The sequence below is a fragment of the Brevibacillus sp. NSP2.1 genome (genome assembly GCF_000470975.2).
GTDB lineage: Bacteria > Bacillota > Bacilli > Brevibacillales > Brevibacillaceae > Brevibacillus > Brevibacillus agri.
Genome location: NZ_CP048274.1, coordinates 2,004,564 through 2,019,169, shown reverse-complemented (window position 1 = coordinate 2,019,169; position 14,606 = coordinate 2,004,564). Strand labels below are relative to the sequence as shown.

At 54.2% G+C, this 14,606-nt stretch carries 16 protein-coding genes and 1 riboswitch; of the genes, 6 read left to right on the top strand and 10 right to left on the bottom strand.

The window, feature by feature from the left end:
- Positions 1-46 precede the first annotated feature (46 nt).
- Positions 47-571, bottom strand: a complete 525-nt coding sequence (locus tag M655_RS10150; RefSeq protein WP_005832786.1) for a MarR family winged helix-turn-helix transcriptional regulator — start codon at positions 569-571, stop codon at positions 47-49.
- 178 nt (positions 572-749) lie between these two features.
- Here M655_RS10150 and M655_RS10145 point away from each other — a divergent pair, with 178 nt between their 5' ends.
- Together M655_RS10145 and M655_RS10140 are read left to right on the top strand one after the other, a co-directional pair.
- Complete coding sequence (locus tag M655_RS10145) at positions 750-1,178, top strand: DUF1885 family protein (protein ID WP_005832788.1); 429 nt, start codon at positions 750-752, stop codon at positions 1,176-1,178.
- A gap of 223 nt (positions 1,179-1,401) precedes the next feature.
- Positions 1,402-2,040, top strand: coding sequence for a glycoside hydrolase family 73 protein (locus tag M655_RS10140; protein ID WP_005832790.1), 639 nt, complete (start codon positions 1,402-1,404; stop codon positions 2,038-2,040).
- A gap of 150 nt (positions 2,041-2,190) precedes the next feature.
- Here M655_RS10140 and M655_RS10135 read toward each other — a convergent pair whose 3' ends face one another.
- The 5 genes from M655_RS10135 to dapD all read right to left on the bottom strand — a co-directional run bounded on the left by M655_RS10135 (position 2,191) and on the right by dapD (position 6,632).
- Entirely contained in the window at positions 2,191-2,457 is a 267-nt protein-coding gene (locus M655_RS10135) for a DUF4912 domain-containing protein (RefSeq protein ID WP_005832791.1), read from the bottom strand.
- A 209-nt stretch (positions 2,458-2,666) separates the two neighbouring features.
- Positions 2,667-3,263 (bottom strand): hypothetical protein, encoded by a 597-nt coding sequence (locus M655_RS10130; RefSeq protein ID WP_005832793.1) that lies wholly within the window; start codon positions 3,261-3,263, stop codon positions 2,667-2,669.
- Between the two features lie 292 nt (positions 3,264-3,555).
- On the bottom strand, positions 3,556-4,689 hold the full coding sequence (locus M655_RS10125; protein ID WP_026557400.1) for an N-acetyldiaminopimelate deacetylase: 1,134 nt from the start codon (positions 4,687-4,689) through the stop codon (positions 3,556-3,558).
- Positions 4,690-4,692: 3 nt separating this feature from the next.
- Positions 4,693-5,907 (bottom strand): aspartate aminotransferase family protein, encoded by a 1,215-nt coding sequence (locus tag M655_RS10120; RefSeq protein WP_007784118.1) that lies wholly within the window; start codon positions 5,905-5,907, stop codon positions 4,693-4,695.
- 14 nt (positions 5,908-5,921) lie between these two features.
- Positions 5,922-6,632, bottom strand: a complete 711-nt coding sequence (gene dapD, locus M655_RS10115) for a 2,3,4,5-tetrahydropyridine-2,6-dicarboxylate N-acetyltransferase (protein WP_005832798.1) — start codon at positions 6,630-6,632, stop codon at positions 5,922-5,924.
- Positions 6,633-6,749: 117 nt separating this feature from the next.
- A riboswitch (Lysine riboswitch) is annotated at positions 6,750-6,939 on the bottom strand.
- 155 nt (positions 6,940-7,094) lie between these two features.
- On the opposite strand from dapD, the gene M655_RS10110 reads away from it, so the two are divergent.
- Both M655_RS10110 and M655_RS10105 read left to right on the top strand, forming a co-directional pair.
- A complete protein-coding gene (locus M655_RS10110; protein WP_005832801.1) occupies positions 7,095-7,538 on the top strand; it encodes a flavodoxin in 444 nt (147 codons plus the stop codon).
- A gap of 102 nt (positions 7,539-7,640) precedes the next feature.
- Positions 7,641-8,186 carry a GNAT family N-acetyltransferase gene (locus tag M655_RS10105; RefSeq protein ID WP_005832803.1) on the top strand — a complete coding sequence of 182 codons (546 nt, stop codon included), beginning with the start codon at positions 7,641-7,643 and terminating at the stop codon, positions 8,184-8,186.
- Here M655_RS10105 and M655_RS10100 read toward each other — a convergent pair whose 3' ends face one another.
- The 3 genes from M655_RS10100 to M655_RS10090 are packed head-to-tail and all read right to left on the bottom strand — an operon-like array spanning position 8,187 to position 11,228.
- Entirely contained in the window at positions 8,187-9,005 is an 819-nt protein-coding gene (locus M655_RS10100; RefSeq protein ID WP_005832805.1) for an EcsC family protein, read from the bottom strand.
- A 29-nt stretch (positions 9,006-9,034) separates the two neighbouring features.
- Positions 9,035-9,229 carry a hypothetical protein gene (locus tag M655_RS10095; protein ID WP_005832807.1) on the bottom strand — a complete coding sequence of 65 codons (195 nt, stop codon included), beginning with the start codon at positions 9,227-9,229 and terminating at the stop codon, positions 9,035-9,037.
- Between the two features lie 58 nt (positions 9,230-9,287).
- Positions 9,288-11,228 carry a hypothetical protein gene (locus tag M655_RS10090; RefSeq protein ID WP_286086003.1) on the bottom strand — a complete coding sequence of 647 codons (1,941 nt, stop codon included), beginning with the start codon at positions 11,226-11,228 and terminating at the stop codon, positions 9,288-9,290.
- Positions 11,229-11,526: 298 nt separating this feature from the next.
- Between M655_RS10090 and M655_RS10085 the strand changes: the two genes are divergently transcribed.
- Positions 11,527-12,327 (top strand): class I SAM-dependent methyltransferase, encoded by an 801-nt coding sequence (locus M655_RS10085; RefSeq protein ID WP_007784112.1) that lies wholly within the window; start codon positions 11,527-11,529, stop codon positions 12,325-12,327.
- Positions 12,324-13,001, top strand: coding sequence for a hypothetical protein (locus tag M655_RS10080; RefSeq protein WP_005832815.1), 678 nt, complete (start codon positions 12,324-12,326; stop codon positions 12,999-13,001). The genes M655_RS10085 and M655_RS10080 overlap by 4 nt, the downstream gene beginning before the upstream one ends.
- 84 nt (positions 13,002-13,085) lie before the next feature.
- Here the strand turns inward: M655_RS10080 and M655_RS10075 are convergent, their stop codons facing one another.
- Positions 13,086-14,606, bottom strand: a complete 1,521-nt coding sequence (locus tag M655_RS10075; protein WP_005832817.1) for an HlyD family secretion protein — start codon at positions 14,604-14,606, stop codon at positions 13,086-13,088.

Here is a 14,606-nt window from a genome sequence, read left to right as displayed (position 1 = left end):
TATTTAACATTATACGCGAAAATCCGCTTTTTGCCACCCATTTCGCCTAACTAATCAAATGAGTGGGGTTCATGACCCGCTCCTCGCCCTCCTGAATCCACCTTACCTTCTCCGCTCCGTGCAGCGATTGAGCCACAAAGGAGAGGCATTCGAAGAACAGTTCGACTACTGCTGTACTGTATCGTTCCTCCATTTTCTCCAGCGCATACGTCAATCTGAAAATAGATGGCACTTTTCTTCGGCTTGCCTCCAGAACTTCCTTGCCTCGCTGGGTCGGGTACACGTGTACGACGCGTCCGTCCAGCTCAGACTTTTCAATCGTCACCATTCCTTTCTCCATCAACTTTTTGATGTGGATGACGATCGACGACGGGTGCCAGAAAGTCCAGTCGGCAATTTGCGTGACGCGCACCCCCTCATAACAGTAAATGATCCAGAGAATGTTTAATTGCACGGAGGAATCCAGTTCGGCTTCCTTCGCTGCTCGCTCCCAGTCTTCCTTGTTCACTACGTCAATGGCGCGCATCGTGTTCAATGCTTCAAATACGTGTCTAATCGAGGCCTCCTGCATGGGTTTACTCCTCCATGATCCTTTATCGTTCACTTATCGACTATATAAATAGTATTTATATTTTACACTTTTCAGAAAAGACGCGCAATTGTTTTCCTTTCCCAACTGTCTCATTGCCAAAGTGTGGAAGCAATGCTACACTAAACGCAGATATTCCCGGTACTAGGAGGGTGCAATCGTGAAACTTCAATCGGCCTACATCTATTTCGTTAATGGCTCAACTGCCCAATCCGCAAGTATTGACGACGTAAAAGCCAAGTTTACGCGATATATGGACATGACCTCGAAAACAGGGGAGCAGCTCGGCTGGTCCTACGCAGAGGCCGCTTTTCCATATACCATAGAAGAACGTCCGGAAGGCAAGGACTCGTGGTTCCTCCTGAAAGGAAAAGACCCAAGCATGTACAAGTCCATCGTCGTAGGGGTCGGCAGCAAAGAGGAAAACGGCACCGAGAAGCACTACATCCAGATTGCCCTGCCCGAATCAGCGACGCACGGCGACAAGAACAAAGCAAACGAATACTGTCGTTACTTGGCCCGCGATTACAAGGCGGAGCTCCATCTGTTCAACAAGCGCATCCAGTACTTTCAGCCGCGCAAACCATAAGAACGCAAGCAGCCGATGTTGTCGGCTGTTTTTTTGTGGCCGCTTGGCAAAATGCGCGCTGTCGCTTACTGGCTGCCTCCGCGTTCGGCTTTCTTCCGCAAGTGGGCTTTTTCGCTGGCTCCGGCATAAGAATGGTACGGATGGCCCTTTTTGTGTCCCGAATCGGGGGCGACACAAAAAAGCGGCAAAAACCAGCATGCTCACCATGAAGAGAGGTGCCCGCATGGAACCGAAAGCATTCATCGAGCTGGTGGCAGGCTCCGCCAGGCAAACTTTTCTCAATTACCATATCTTCCCTTCGATCACCATTGCGCAAGCCATCCTGGAATCGGGATGGGGGCAAAAAGTCCCGCAAGACCCAGTTACAGGCCGCTCCTCGTACAATTTGTTCGGGATCAAAGGCACAGGCCCGGCCGGTTCCGTCACCATCACAAGCAAGGAGGTGGAGAATGGGCAGACCGTGTCCCGCCAGTCTACGTTCAAAGCGTACTACAGCTATCAGCAATCGATTGACGATCACGCCCAGTTTCTGCTCAAGCCTACCTACAAAAACGTGCTGACGGCATCCACACCGCAGGAGGCTGCCCAGGCTCTGTCAAAAGCCGGCTATGCCACAGACCCGCAATACGCCGACAAGCTGATCCGCCTGATCCAGACGTACAACCTGACGGCCTACGATCAGTTCGCGCCAGAGGAGCCGTCACCGTATCCGCCCTGGAAGCTTGATCTGGGCAAACGCGTGCTTCGCGAGGGGCTTATCACCTCGCCAGAGTGGCTCAGCAAGCTGGACGAACCGATGCCTGTATGGGCCGTCCTCGCTGTCGCCCTGCGCCTGCTCGACAAACAGCGCGAAGCACCATAACGTTATCGTATGCGAAAACAAAAGCCCCGTTCCAGCACAGGCGAACCTGGGCTAAGCGGGGCTCTTTCCTTATGAAAAAAACAGGTACTGCATCATAGAGAGCTTCGCGCGAGCTTTCGCCCGGAAGCCAGATCAAATGAGCACGATGATTCAAATCATTTGAGATCTTGACAGCGAATAGAACCTTCCGTCCACCATCCGAATGCCCAGGTCTACGCAATATTCCAATCCTTGCGTCACTCCGTACAAAATCCATTCGGAAGAACGATGGTTGATATCAAAATCAGTGTAAAGGTCTGTGCCATCATTGCGGATCTCTTTGCGGTCAGTCACGTCAAAAAGGCGCAGGACAAACGGCAGCTCGGCAAAAGGTATCGCAAATTTCTTCTCCACTTCCTGCTCGAACTCCTTCGTCATACTCCACTCCGCCTGAATCGAATGCTCATCTTTCCAGGCGATGTGGATACTCGGGCCTTCTACATCCGTGGACGATCGCGGGGGATTTGTCTCCATTTGCTCCCATCGTTCCTTTCTTTCATGTACTTGCTTTCAACATGTATATTGGTTTTTTCAGTCTATTATACCATGTGACCTAGCCAAGTGGGAACGTATCAGGAGCATTTAATTTATCGTCCTACCGTAAACGTGTTTTCGCCTACGACTACGTAGGAATTAAACTTCTCGGACTTCATCTGCACCTGGACCTTGTAATTTCCATACGCCTCCAGCTTTGTCGATACAAACGGCTCGGAGAAGTAGAAGCTGTTCGCATTTTGCGTGGAGTACTTCCACTCTTTGCCTTTGCTCACTTCCTTGCCGTCCGGTCCAATCAGGACGAGCTGCATCCGCAAGTCTTTGGCGACAGGCGCTTCGTCTACCTCAACGAATACGTTGAAAGTGCGCGGTACGTTTTTGTCGCTGTAGCCTTTGACCGGGTTGCTGAAGACGATATTTTTATTGCGCGTCTGCTGAATTCCTTCAATGACGATGATGTTTACGTTAGGCTTGACTACCTGCAGCTTGCCCGTGCGCGAATCGTAATCAACAAACCCGCCAAGCTTGTTGACCAAGGCCTCAACCGAATCGGCCTTGGAAGCAGGCATATCGCTTGAAATCGTTTCCGTGCCTAAAAAAACGCGCAACGCACCTTCTCCCAAAGCGGCGGTACTCCCAACTCCCGCTACAGTCAGCGCCAACAAGGCCGATAACCATGCTTTTTTCATGTCATAATCCTCCTGTATGTGTGCGCGGCAGCGCTTGATTTTCCGGAATTGCTTCTCCCTATTTTATACGTGGAAGACAGCAAATAGTTGTGGTCCGAAGACAAGTTTTTTCAACAGTATCCACAGAATCCACAGGCGCGGGACATCCAGGAAGAAAGACTTATACACAATCTCGAAAAGAAAATACGCAGGACTCTTGACAAAAGACATCCCCATTCTCTCACCAAACCTTTTTTCGCATACAAAAAAGAGCGGCCAGCTTCGCCGCTCTTTTTTTGCTGCCTGTCTCGCGCTAATTTTGTTCCGACAGCCACGTAAAATATCGGGAGACCAAGCGGATCGCGACTTCGATCGCGTCCTCGCTCGGCTCGATTTTGGAATGGTGCAGCCCGTACGGAGTATGGACGCCCAGCCAGAACAAAAAGCCCGGAATCTCCTGCAGGAAGTAGCCAAAATCTTCTCCGGTCATCGCTTCCTTGCAGGCAATCATCGTCACGTCTTCGCCCTGCTCGCGCACCCAGTCCATAAAGGCCGTCGTCAGCTTTTCCTCGTTGTACACTTGGCAATACCCTACTCCGTAGTCGATGGACGCCGTACAGTCGAAGCCCGCCTCGATGCCTTTGACAAGCGCTTCAATCCGCGCTTTGACAAGCGCCATGGACTCGGTCGAGAACGTGCGAATCGTCCCTTCCAGCCGCGCCTTTTCCGCAATGATGTTTTGCTTGGTGCCGCCCTCAAGCTTGCCGATGGTCACGACAGCGGAATCGAGCGGATCGACGTTGCGCGCCACAATCGTCTGGAGCTGTGTGATGAGATGGCTGCCTGCGACCACCATGTCGTTTGCTTTGTGCGGAAAAGCTGCGTGCCCGCCTTTTCCGACCAAATCAATGTACAGCTCGGACGTGTTGGCAAACAAAATGCCCGGCTTGGTGGCAATGTAGCCGACGGGATACTCCGGCGCGATGTGCAGCGCAAAAATGCAATCCGGCCGCCAGGAAGCAAACTCCTCGCTCTCCATCATCGGCTGAGCGCCGCCTGGGCCCTCTTCTGCGGGCTGAAACAGGAACAGCAGGTCATCTGCAATCGGCTGCTCCACAAAATGCGTCACAAGCCCGAGCGCGATAGCCATGTGCATGTCGTGTCCGCACGCGTGCATGTAGCCTTCGTGCAGCGAGCGAAACGGATACGACGTCTCTTCTGCAATCGGCAAGCCGTCCATGTCCGTGCGCCAGGCGATCGTGCGCTTTGGATTCGTCCCCTCGATCCGGACCAAAATCCCGGTGCGCCACGTCTTGATCTGCATGCGCTCCTGCGGGAGACGCTCCAAGTAATCGAGCAAATACTTTTGCGTCTTCACCTCGGCAAAGCCCGGCTCCGGAATTTGGTGCAGGTCGCGCCGAATCTGGGTAAACAGCGATGTCGCCATCGTTTACGCCTCCCCTTTGGCCCCGTGCCGCACAGCGAGTTCCGCTGCAAAGCTGTCCAGGAAAAGGTCGACGTCTTCTTTGGTCAAGGTGAGCGGCGGCAGCAGACGCACGATTGTCTTTTGCGTCACGTCCACGAGAATGCCGCGATCAAGCAATGCCTGCTGCAAACGGCTGACCTCTTCCGGTGCGGCGCTGAGCGGGATGCCGACCATCATGCCTTTGCCGCGGAGCGCCTGCAACTGTTCCGGGAGACGCGCGCGCAGCGATTCGAGGCCCGCCCACAAGTACGCGATCACTTCGTCCACGCTTGCCGCAAAAGCAGGATCGAGCAGCTCATCCAGCACCACGTTGCCGAGAGCCGCCGAAAGCGGCGACGGCGCAAAGGTCGTCCCGTGGTCGCCCGGCTTGAACTGGTTCATCAGCTTCGTTCCGGCAATCACGCCACCGAGCGGAAGCCCTCCGCCTACGCCTTTGGCAAACAAGATCAAATCCGGCGTCACGCCTGCGTGCTGGTAGGCAAACAGCTTACCAGTGCGTCCCATGCCTGTCTGGATTTCGTCCATGGCAAACAGCATGCCTTCCTCCTGGCAAATCGCCGCCACTTCGCGCAAAAACGGCTCCGACAGCGGCACGACCCCTCCAGAGCCGAGCACAGGCTCCATCAGGACAGCGGCCGGCTTCGCGTCGCGGCAAATCGCCCGCAAGCCGTCCGCATCCTCAGGGTCTAGCTCGTACACCGGAAAGTCCGGCTGCGGAAAATCCTGATACACATGGGCCTGTCTGGTCAGCCGCACCGCGCCCAATGTTCTGCCGTGAAAGCTGTTGCGGAGCACGACAATCCCTTCGCGCCCGGCCCCTTCTGCCTTCGTCCATTTGTGGATCATTTTGATCGCGGCTTCGGTCGCTTCCGCACCGGAATTTGTGAAAAACACTTTTCCCGGGATCGTCTGCTCCACCAGCCGCTGGGCCAACCGGATTGCCGGCTGGTTCAAAAATACGTTGGAAATGTGCAGGAAGCGCTCGCCCTGTTCGCGCAGCGCCTGGACGATCCGCGGATGGGAGTGGCCGAGCACATTGACGGCCAGCCCCGTAAACAAATCCAAATACTTTTTGCCCGCTGTGTCGTACAGGTAGTTGCCTTCCCCTTTTTCGATCGCGATCGGCAAGCGTTTGTAGGAAGAGACGATGTATTGTTCATCAAGCGTACGCCAGTCCATGTGAGCTCTCTCCCCTACAGTTGACGTAGCTCCTGCTTGATCTCCGTCTTGGAGCGAGTTTTGTCGTCGATCTGTTTAATCACGCGCGCTGGTGTACCAGCCACCACAACGTATGGCGGCACGTCTTCAATGACGACCGCGCCCGCTGCCACAACCGCGCCTTTTCCTACGCGCACGCCTTCCAGAACCACGGCGTTGGCACCGATTACGACGTCATCTTCCACTACGACTGGCTGCGCGGAAGGCGGCTCGATGACGCCTGCGATGACAGAACCAGCGCCGATATGGCAGTTTTTCCCGATCGTTCCGCGGCCGCCGACGACGACGTTCATGTCGATCATCGTGCCTTCGCCAATCACAGCACCGATGTTGATCGTAGCGCCCATCATGATGACTGCGTTGTTGCCGATCGTCACCTGGTCGCGGATAATCGCGCCTGGCTCGATGCGCGCCTGGATTCCTTTTGTGTCGAGCAACGGAATCGCCGAATTGCGGCGGTCGCTTTCTACTACGTAGTCTTCGATTTTGTCAGCGTTCGCAGCCAGAACCGGCTCGATTTCTTTCCATTCGCCAAACACAACGCCAGTCGTGCCTGTAATGAACGTCTTGGAGCTGGCACCGAAGTCAATGCCCTCCAGATTGCCTTTCACGTATAGTTTCACTGGTGTTTTCTTCTCGCTTTTTTGAATAAACGCGATAATTTCATTGGCATCCATCATGTTCACTGGTACATCCTCCTTTTAATAAAAAGCGTGCCTGTCAACGAGAGCGAACCGCTCCCCTGACTAAAAAAAGCAATGAGTGCATTCGCTATCTCATTGCTTTCCATACTGCCCAAGCAAATCGTAAATAGCGCTCCACAAACAGGCGATTGCCTTTTGTGACAGGATGCTCATTGTTCACGAATCACCCCAGCCGCTGCTATCCGAGGGGAACAGCAACAGCTTCGGCGCTTTAGCCTTTCCCTCTCTTCCCGCCCCCTGGCAGATTACGAAAAGATGTACTCATCTTCGGCGCACCTCTATTTAGACTTCCAATATTATAATTTCATTTTACTCTACCAAAATCAATCACTTGTGGCAACAGCTTTATGGAAAGAAAAATAACTGTTGACAACGAGAATCATTTTCATTATTTTATTTGTGTGAGAATGATTTTCATTATCTTATTTGGAGGGTTTACTTCTTATGAGCCGCATTTTGATGGTGTACGCAAGCATGACAGGAAACACGCAGGAAGTTGCTGAAGCAATTGCCGAAGGGATTCGTTCCACCGGAAAAGACCTGGAGATAAAAGAAGTCATGGATGCCACTGCCAAGGAACTGGAAGACTACGATGCCATTTTGCTCGGTGCCTATACATGGGGCGACGGCGATCTGCCAGACGAGTGCCTGGACTTTTACGAAGAGATGGACGATATTGATTTGAGCGGCAAAAAAGTCGCGGCTTTCGGTTCCTGCGACTCCGCTTACGAGCATGTGGGCGCTGCTGTAGATATTTTGCTGAAAAAAGCGAGCGAGCGCGGAGCGGAAACTCCACTCGAAGGTCTGAAAATCGAGCTGTCTCCTAACGCAAAAGAAGTAGAGATTTGCAAACAGTTTGGCGTTTCCTTCTCCGAGCTGCTCGGCTAAGACTAGCGCCGGAAAAGAAGTTGTCCAAAAAAATCCTTTTCAAGCAAGCGCTGTCATGATAAAATGTCGATCCATCTTTTCTCAAGAAGGAGGATTGATATCATGACGTTACATACGCATACGGTCTACTTGCGACCACTGCAAGCAAATGACGCAGCCGAGCTTCTGAAGCTTCGGCTGCGTAATCATGCCTTCCTGCAACCGTTCGAGCCGCTCCGCTCCGCCGCCTTCCTGACGCTGAGCGGTCAGGAGGCGCAAATTGCGCAAGCGGAGCAAGACTTTGCAGCAGGGACCGCCTTCGCCTTTGGCGTGTTTTTGCGCGACACGGACGAAATGATCGGCCGCGTCGCTCTGTCAAACGTCGTGCGCGGCGCCTGGCAAAACGCGACCATCGGCTACTTCATGGATGAAGCCTGCAACGGCAAAGGCTACACCACTGCGGCCGTACGGCTTGCGCTCGCGTACGCCTTCCAGGAAGCCGGGCTGCACCGGGTACAGGCCGCTGTCATGCCCCGCAATACTCCCTCCATCCGCGTGTTGGAGAAAAACGGCTTTCGCCACGAAGGGTTGTCCTTGCGCTATTTGCAAATCAACGGCGTGTGGGAAGATCACCTCCTATTTGCGATCACGGCAGAGGACTGGAGCTAATCATTCCTCTTTGTTTTGCTCCACGCGCAATCGCTCCAGGATTCGCCGCTTGCGGTACAGCATTCGCCCCGCTTCGGCGACATCCTGGACGGTTGAGCGATTCAAGTACGCCCCAAACAGGATGCCTGCAATCGGCACCATCTGAAACAGCTTTTTCCAGCCAAAATTTTCCGTGTACGTCACCACGACTTCCCGCCAGCCCTGCAATTGCGCCATGACGTCTTTTTGCGCAGCAGGCTCGTCAAAGCGCGACAGCTCAGCCAGTATCGCCTTTTTGCCGACGATATCGGAAGAAGCGAACTGCAGGCATTTGACCACGAACAGCCGCTCCCGCTTGTCCTCCGGGCGATAGCCGTAGCATAGCGCCATTTCTTGCAGCACTTTCAGCGACGTGCCGAGCAGCAACGGAATATCAATCGCCAGCGTAAAAATGCCGCCGATGCCTGTCGTTGCGCCCTGTACCGTGGCAAAGGTCGCGCGCGATTCTTTCAGCTCGCGGGCAATCTCATCCATGAGGACGAGCGGTGCCCCTGCGACTTCTGCGGTCTGCGGAATGCCCGCGCCATCCCTTTCCAAGCGGGGAGCGAACTTGCTGTAAATCGCCGTATCCTGAACGAGATACGTTCCCCCTGTTTCCAGAAACGCGGCCATCTCGTCCACGGCTGTCCCCAGCTTTTCCCGGACGAAATTCGGCGTCATTTTATCGAGAAAAACGAACGGAAGCCTGCCGAGCTTTTCCCAGAACCACAAATCGTTCTGGTCGCGCTCCCATGCCTCCACCTCTTCCAATGCCTGCTGCAAAACCTGTCTCGACTCCATCTGCCGCAATCCCTCCCGGATCATTGCTTCTATGTTTCTTTGCCGCGCTTCCATTGGCATTGGTTGCGAAGCAGCGATTTGATATGCGCCCGCAGCTCCTCTGCCTGGGAAAAACGCGCAAATTCCTCACTGTCTGTTACGATTCCCAGCTTCAAATGTTTCACTTGTCCGTTTTCGACGCAAAAGCCGAACGCTTGCAGAATCGCAATCTGTTCATCCGTCATCTTGCTTGCCCCCCACCTTTGCAAAAACCCCCTTGCCACATGCAAGGGGGTCATCTGTTTATTTGACCTCTACGGTTAAGGTCATCGTTTGATTTCGTTCCGATTCACCCAGCTCTTTGTCGTATTTCTTGTATTTTTGCACGACCGAGCAAGTTTTATTGCGGAATGTGTTCGTTACTTTAACTGTGTAGACGCCAGGCTTGTTCTCGTTGTCTGCGATGATCGCTTTCAAATCGAGCGATTCATCGCCCTCGTCCACGTATTCCTCGTCCGTGTTCGGCTTCAGGCTTGCAATCTCTTTTCCTTCATAGAACACCTGAATCGCGTTTGCCGAGGAAATGGTTGCTCCGATGTACTCCTGGCGGGTGCCGATTGGCGTTTCGCCGTACGTCCAGACGAGATTCGGCATGTAGTAGGTGATCATGTCCTTGCCGCTTCCGTCTTTCAGCTTTTTGTTCCCGATCCGCTTCGCATACGTAGACGTCAGCCGAAGCTCGCTCAAGCTGTCCAGTTCCGCCGCCGAGCTGACTCTGACGGTTTGCCCATCGCGATATTCGTTGCCGCGACTGTTTTTCAAAAGAATCGGCCCTGGTGAGGGTGCCAGTCCTGCTTCATTTTTGGCGCAAACAGGGGCGGACGGGATCGGACGGGTGTCCTCTACGACCTGAATGTAGCCGCACCACGACTGACGCGGTTCGCGCTTGCTGTAATAGTTGACCTTGTAGCGGCCCGGCTTAAAGCTGGACAGCAGCAAAGCGGTATGGTCCCAGTTCAGCTTGGATTCATCCACGACGACGTTATCGACTGCCCAAAAGCCCGGCCCCTCGTCATCCGAAGCTTCACTGCCCTGCTCCACGTGCTCGGCAGCCGTCGCCAGCCAGATGACGTGCACCGGATTTTGGTAGAGCTTCACGGTGACATCGGACGAGTACAAGTTTTCCCGCTCTACCATCAACGAAGACTGCGCATTTTGCTGCATCAGCACATCCATCGTCGCTGTAGCGCTGGCAGAATCGCAGGAGTTCGGCGCACCGGGCACCTGAATTTTCACTTCCGTTGTCGAGCCTCCCCACAGATCGTCGGTGTTGGCGGCCTGATTCGGCTCAAAGGTGACGGACATGGTCATTCCCGCCATCATTTCCGGAATCACGACCTCGAAGTGCTGGGAGTCGGTCAAAGTTTGGCCTGTTCCGTTCACCGACCAGCGACCGGCAACCGGCGAATACAGTTGCACGACGCCTGGCGCCGCCGGAGCAGTCACTTGCTGTCCTTGGGCGAGCTTTTGGCCGCTCGCATCCGTTCCCATGTACAGCTCTGCCATTCCGATCCGAATGTGCGTCATCCAGGCGCTCAGGCTGCTGTCATCAGGCGTAAACACCAGATCGTAATTGCCAGTCGGCAGCGTGCCTGTCGCGAAGATTTTGGCCGGCACGGATCGGAGCTCCGCATTTGTCGTTTTGTTAATCAGCTTCCACGTTCCCGGAACCGTACTGGCAAAGCTGGTCGAGCCCATCATGCCAAAAATCGCGGTTTGGCTACCCGATGGAATCGCTGCACCTGTCGGCTTCTCCCCTTCGAAGATGCTCGGGTAGTTTTGCGCCTCTACTTGAAAGCGCACGTGCACGGTGCTTTTTTGCCCCTTGGCATCGGTTACAACGAACGTGAGGATGTGCGGTCCGGGAGACAATTTGGCGGCAGGAATCGAGAAGCGGGGCACCTGCCAGCGGAACGTGCTTTGCGAGGACTGCTGCTCGACCTGGTATTCCGGCAGCTCCACTCCATCGAGCAACACTTCGCTTCGATTGAGATTCGTGCCGCTCCCATATGTCGTTTGCACAAGATCGATATCAAGAGCGGTTTCAGGCGGGAGGATAAACTCGTCGTTTTTCACCCAGTTCCATCCGCCGGAGTCCTGGCCTGCTACCTGATAGTCGTTGAAGATAATCATATTGTGAACAGGCTGCGAAACGGGCTTGGATACTTGGCTGTTTTTTTTCATCGATGCTGTAGCCCCTGCTCCCATGGCTGGCGGAGCCGATACGCCCGACAAGAAAGTGCCGGTTGCCAGACACACAAGAAGTGCTTTTACAACCCATTTTTTCACGAAATGTCCTCTACCTTTCTTCATTGCTCGCGTTGCCACTCGTCTTTCTTCGACAAAAAGAGCGCAATCTCCTGTGTAGCTTGAAAATATTTCGTCGGGATTCGATATAGGTAATTCCTATTTAGTTCATAACTTTTATAGGATTGATTTATACCACGCAAGCTGGTAAAACAAGAACAAAGGGGTGAGCCAGGTGAGTACTACGAATCAATGGAACGCGAAGCTGTACGACGACAAGATGAATTTTGTTTCTGCTTATGGCAAAGGAGTTGTAGAATGGCTGTCGCCGCTGCCGGGAGAGCGCATTCTCGATCTGGGCTGCGGAACAGGGGATTTGAGCGCACAGTTGGCGCAAGCAGGCGCAAACGTAACGGGCATTGACTTTTCGGCCAGCATGATTGCAGCAGCCAGACAAAAATACCCGCAAGTCGCCTTTTTCGTCGCGGACGCCCACGCTTACCAATCCGCGGAAACGTATGACGCTGTCTTTTCCAACGCTGCGCTGCACTGGATGAAAAAGCCGCGCGAGGTGATTCGCACTGTCTGGCATGCGCTCGCGCCCGGCGGACGGTTCGTTGCCGAGTTCGGCGGAAAAGGCAATTGTGAGCACGTCGTCCAGGCGCTGCGCATCGCCTTGAGCCGTCGGAATCTTTCGGCAGACGAACGCTCTCCGTGGTATTTTCCCGCTGTCGGCGAGTACACGACGCTGCTTGAGGAGCAAGGCTTTCGCGTAACGCTCGCTTCGCATTTCGACAGGCCGACGACGCTGCCTGACGGGGATCGGGGGCTTCGACATTGGCTCGATTCCTTTTGCAGCCCCTTTTTCACCGGGCTGTCCGCGCAGGAGATCGAAGCCGTCTGCGAGGAAGTGACAGAGCTGGTCCGTCCGACGCTGTTTCAAGACGGCAACTGGGTCGTGGACTACAAGCGCATCCGCATCATCGCCTACAAGGAAGCTACGAACGCATCACCAAACGCCGGAGAGCGCCCGTGAAGAAAATAGCTTGCCTGCACGCCCATCCGAGCAATATCGCGCTCTTGTCCGCTGCCTTCGCTATGTACGATGTCGAGCTGGTTCACTTCGTCGATGCCGATCTGCTTTTGCCAGGCGACGGCCCTGCCGCCTCGGCTACAGAACAGGCTTACGCCAGGCTTCGCCAACAGTTGAAAGGGATGGACGACGGTTCCGTTGACGCCATCGTCATCACTTGCACCCAGTACGCCTCCTATCTCACAGCCGAAGCTGAAGCGGCATGTGCCGCGCCTGTCTTCACGATCGACGGCCCCTTCATCCAGGAGTTGTCCCGCACGACCGAAAGGCACTTGCTCGTATTCAGCAATCCCGCGACCGTCGAACCGACGATGAGCCGGATACGGAAGCAGGCGCAGACCGCAAGAGCCGTTCCGGCAATCGAGCTGCTCGTAGTCGAGGACGCTTTTACCCTGCTCATGGAAAACAGACAGGAAGCCTATTTGGCCAAACTCACAGCAGCGTTGCACGACCTCGATCAGACGCTGCACGGCGTTCCGCTGTCCGTAGCCCAACTTTCCATGGCTCCGGCAGCCGAGCGGTTTGCCCGCGAGACAGGCAGGTTTGTCGCCCATCCGTTGCACAGCTTGACATCGCAACTCGTCCAAACGCTTGCCTTGTCCGAAAAGCACGCGTAAAAAGCCAACAGCCCTCACGCTTCGTCCCGGGACGGATACGCAGGGCTGTTGGCTTTATCTGGCTGGGAGTCTACGCTGCAAAGTTTACATGCCTTCCGGATTCGTCAGCAAAACTTCGTCTCCCTCATTCAATCCTTTTACCACTTCAATAAAGTCGGTTCCTTCCACGCCAATCTCAATTTCTTTTGGCGTCGGCTCGCCACTGGCCGGGTCTTTTACCATCACCGTGCCAAGCCCTGCTTCCAACACTTCCACGGCGTTCAAAGGCAGTCGTTTCACGTTTTCCTTTTGCTCCACGTAAATATCGCAATCCCCTGTCATGCCGTGCTTCATATCAGCCGTGTCGCTCAGTTCGACCTTGACCGCGAAGCGAACCGACTTGTCCTCTTTTGTCCCCTCTTTCGGCAGCTCGGTGACTTTGCCTTTGAACGGCTTGTTGCCGAATGCCGTCAAGTACACATCGACGCTTTGCCCAAGCTTGATCGCTGGAATGTCCATCTCGTCCACAGCCGCGACGAAGTAGACAGAGCTCGTGTCCATGATGACCGCAACCGGCTCGGAGCCAGGCGCTTCCCCTTCCTTGACGTTCAGCTTCGTAATGACCCCGCTGATTGGCGCTTCCACTTGCTTTTTGGCGATTTCCCGCTTTTTCTGTTCCATATTCAAAAGCGCTTCTTTCAAGGAAAGCTCCTTGTCCTTCATTTCCAGCTCGGATTCGGTCAGGTCCATTTTGAACAAAAGCTGCCCTGCCTTGATCTCGTCGTCTTTCTCCACTTCTACTTTGCCAATCTTGCCGTGCGTCCCTGCCACGATCTCCATCTCATCCGGCAATTCAAACGGCGTCGCTTTTTGGCTGGCGAACAGCAAGCCTTTTGGATCGGTGTACTGCACCTCGCCCAGATCGCCCACGTAGAGGGCACCCGGTTTTTTAACCAAGACGTCGACATCGTGAACGCCGCCGACTCCTTTTTCCTTTTGACCGATATGGTCTACCTTCGTCACGACTCCGTCCACGTAGTAAAGCGACGAGCTGATAAACACTTTCACCTGCTGCCCTACGCGGAAATGCTCGGCTTCGTATGCGGTGAACTTCCCTGTAATTTTCAAATAGTCGGTATTGGTCAGCTTCGCCACGACGGTGTCGGGGGTAACTGTTTCGCCTTCCTTCACGAGCACTTCCTTGACTTTCCCCGTTTTGTCGGCCACAATCTTGTCTTTTTTGTTCTTCAGCTCGTTCAGCTCTTTTTGCGCACGGATGATCGCCAACTCCTGCTTTTGCAATTCCAGTTGGGCGTCCACGCTGTCTACCGTAAACAACACGTCGCCTTTTTTCACGGCTTGTCCTTCCTTGACAAACAGCTTCTGCACCTTGCCGCTGATCTCCGGTCTGACTTCCTCACGCGCCTTTGCTTCGATGGTACCGGAAGAGAAAATCGTCTTCTTTACTTCCCCCACATCTACTGTAGCCGTCGGGAAGGAAGGCGGTTCGGCAGGCGGTTCCTCTGCAGCCGTGTTTTTCGACTGGTAGTACGCATAGCCACCGTAGCCGCCCCCTCCCAAAACGACCACAATCGCTGCTAGTATGATCCATTTTTTCTTGTTCAT

Excerpts from the sequence above, each read along its gene's own strand:
- M655_RS10130 (WP_005832793.1), bottom strand. The coding sequence starts at position 3,263 with ATGAAAAAAGCATGGTTATCGGCCTTGTTGGCGCTGACTGTAGCGGGA.
- M655_RS10100 (WP_005832805.1), bottom strand. The coding sequence starts at position 9,005 with ATGGAGTCGAGACAGGTTTTGCAGCAGGCATTGGAAGAGGTGGAGGCA.
- M655_RS10140 (WP_005832790.1), top strand. The coding sequence starts at position 1,402 with ATGGAACCGAAAGCATTCATCGAGCTGGTGGCAGGCTCCGCCAGGCAA.
- M655_RS10095 (WP_005832807.1), bottom strand. The coding sequence starts at position 9,229 with ATGACGGATGAACAGATTGCGATTCTGCAAGCGTTCGGCTTTTGCGTC.
- M655_RS10110 (WP_005832801.1), top strand. The coding sequence starts at position 7,095 with ATGAGCCGCATTTTGATGGTGTACGCAAGCATGACAGGAAACACGCAG.
- M655_RS10075 (WP_005832817.1), bottom strand. The coding sequence starts at position 14,606 with ATGAACAAGAAAAAATGGATCATACTAGCAGCGATTGTGGTCGTTTTG.
- M655_RS10090 (WP_286086003.1), bottom strand. The coding sequence starts at position 11,228 with ATGAAAAAAAACAGCCAAGTATCCAAGCCCGTTTCGCAGCCTGTTCAC.
- M655_RS10150 (WP_005832786.1), bottom strand. The coding sequence starts at position 571 with ATGCAGGAGGCCTCGATTAGACACGTATTTGAAGCATTGAACACGATG.
- M655_RS10120 (WP_007784118.1), bottom strand. The coding sequence starts at position 5,907 with ATGGACTGGCGTACGCTTGATGAACAATACATCGTCTCTTCCTACAAA.
- M655_RS10125 (WP_026557400.1), bottom strand. The coding sequence starts at position 4,689 with ATGGCGACATCGCTGTTTACCCAGATTCGGCGCGACCTGCACCAAATT.
- M655_RS10135 (WP_005832791.1), bottom strand. The coding sequence starts at position 2,457 with ATGACGAAGGAGTTCGAGCAGGAAGTGGAGAAGAAATTTGCGATACCT.
- M655_RS10105 (WP_005832803.1), top strand. The coding sequence starts at position 7,641 with ATGACGTTACATACGCATACGGTCTACTTGCGACCACTGCAAGCAAAT.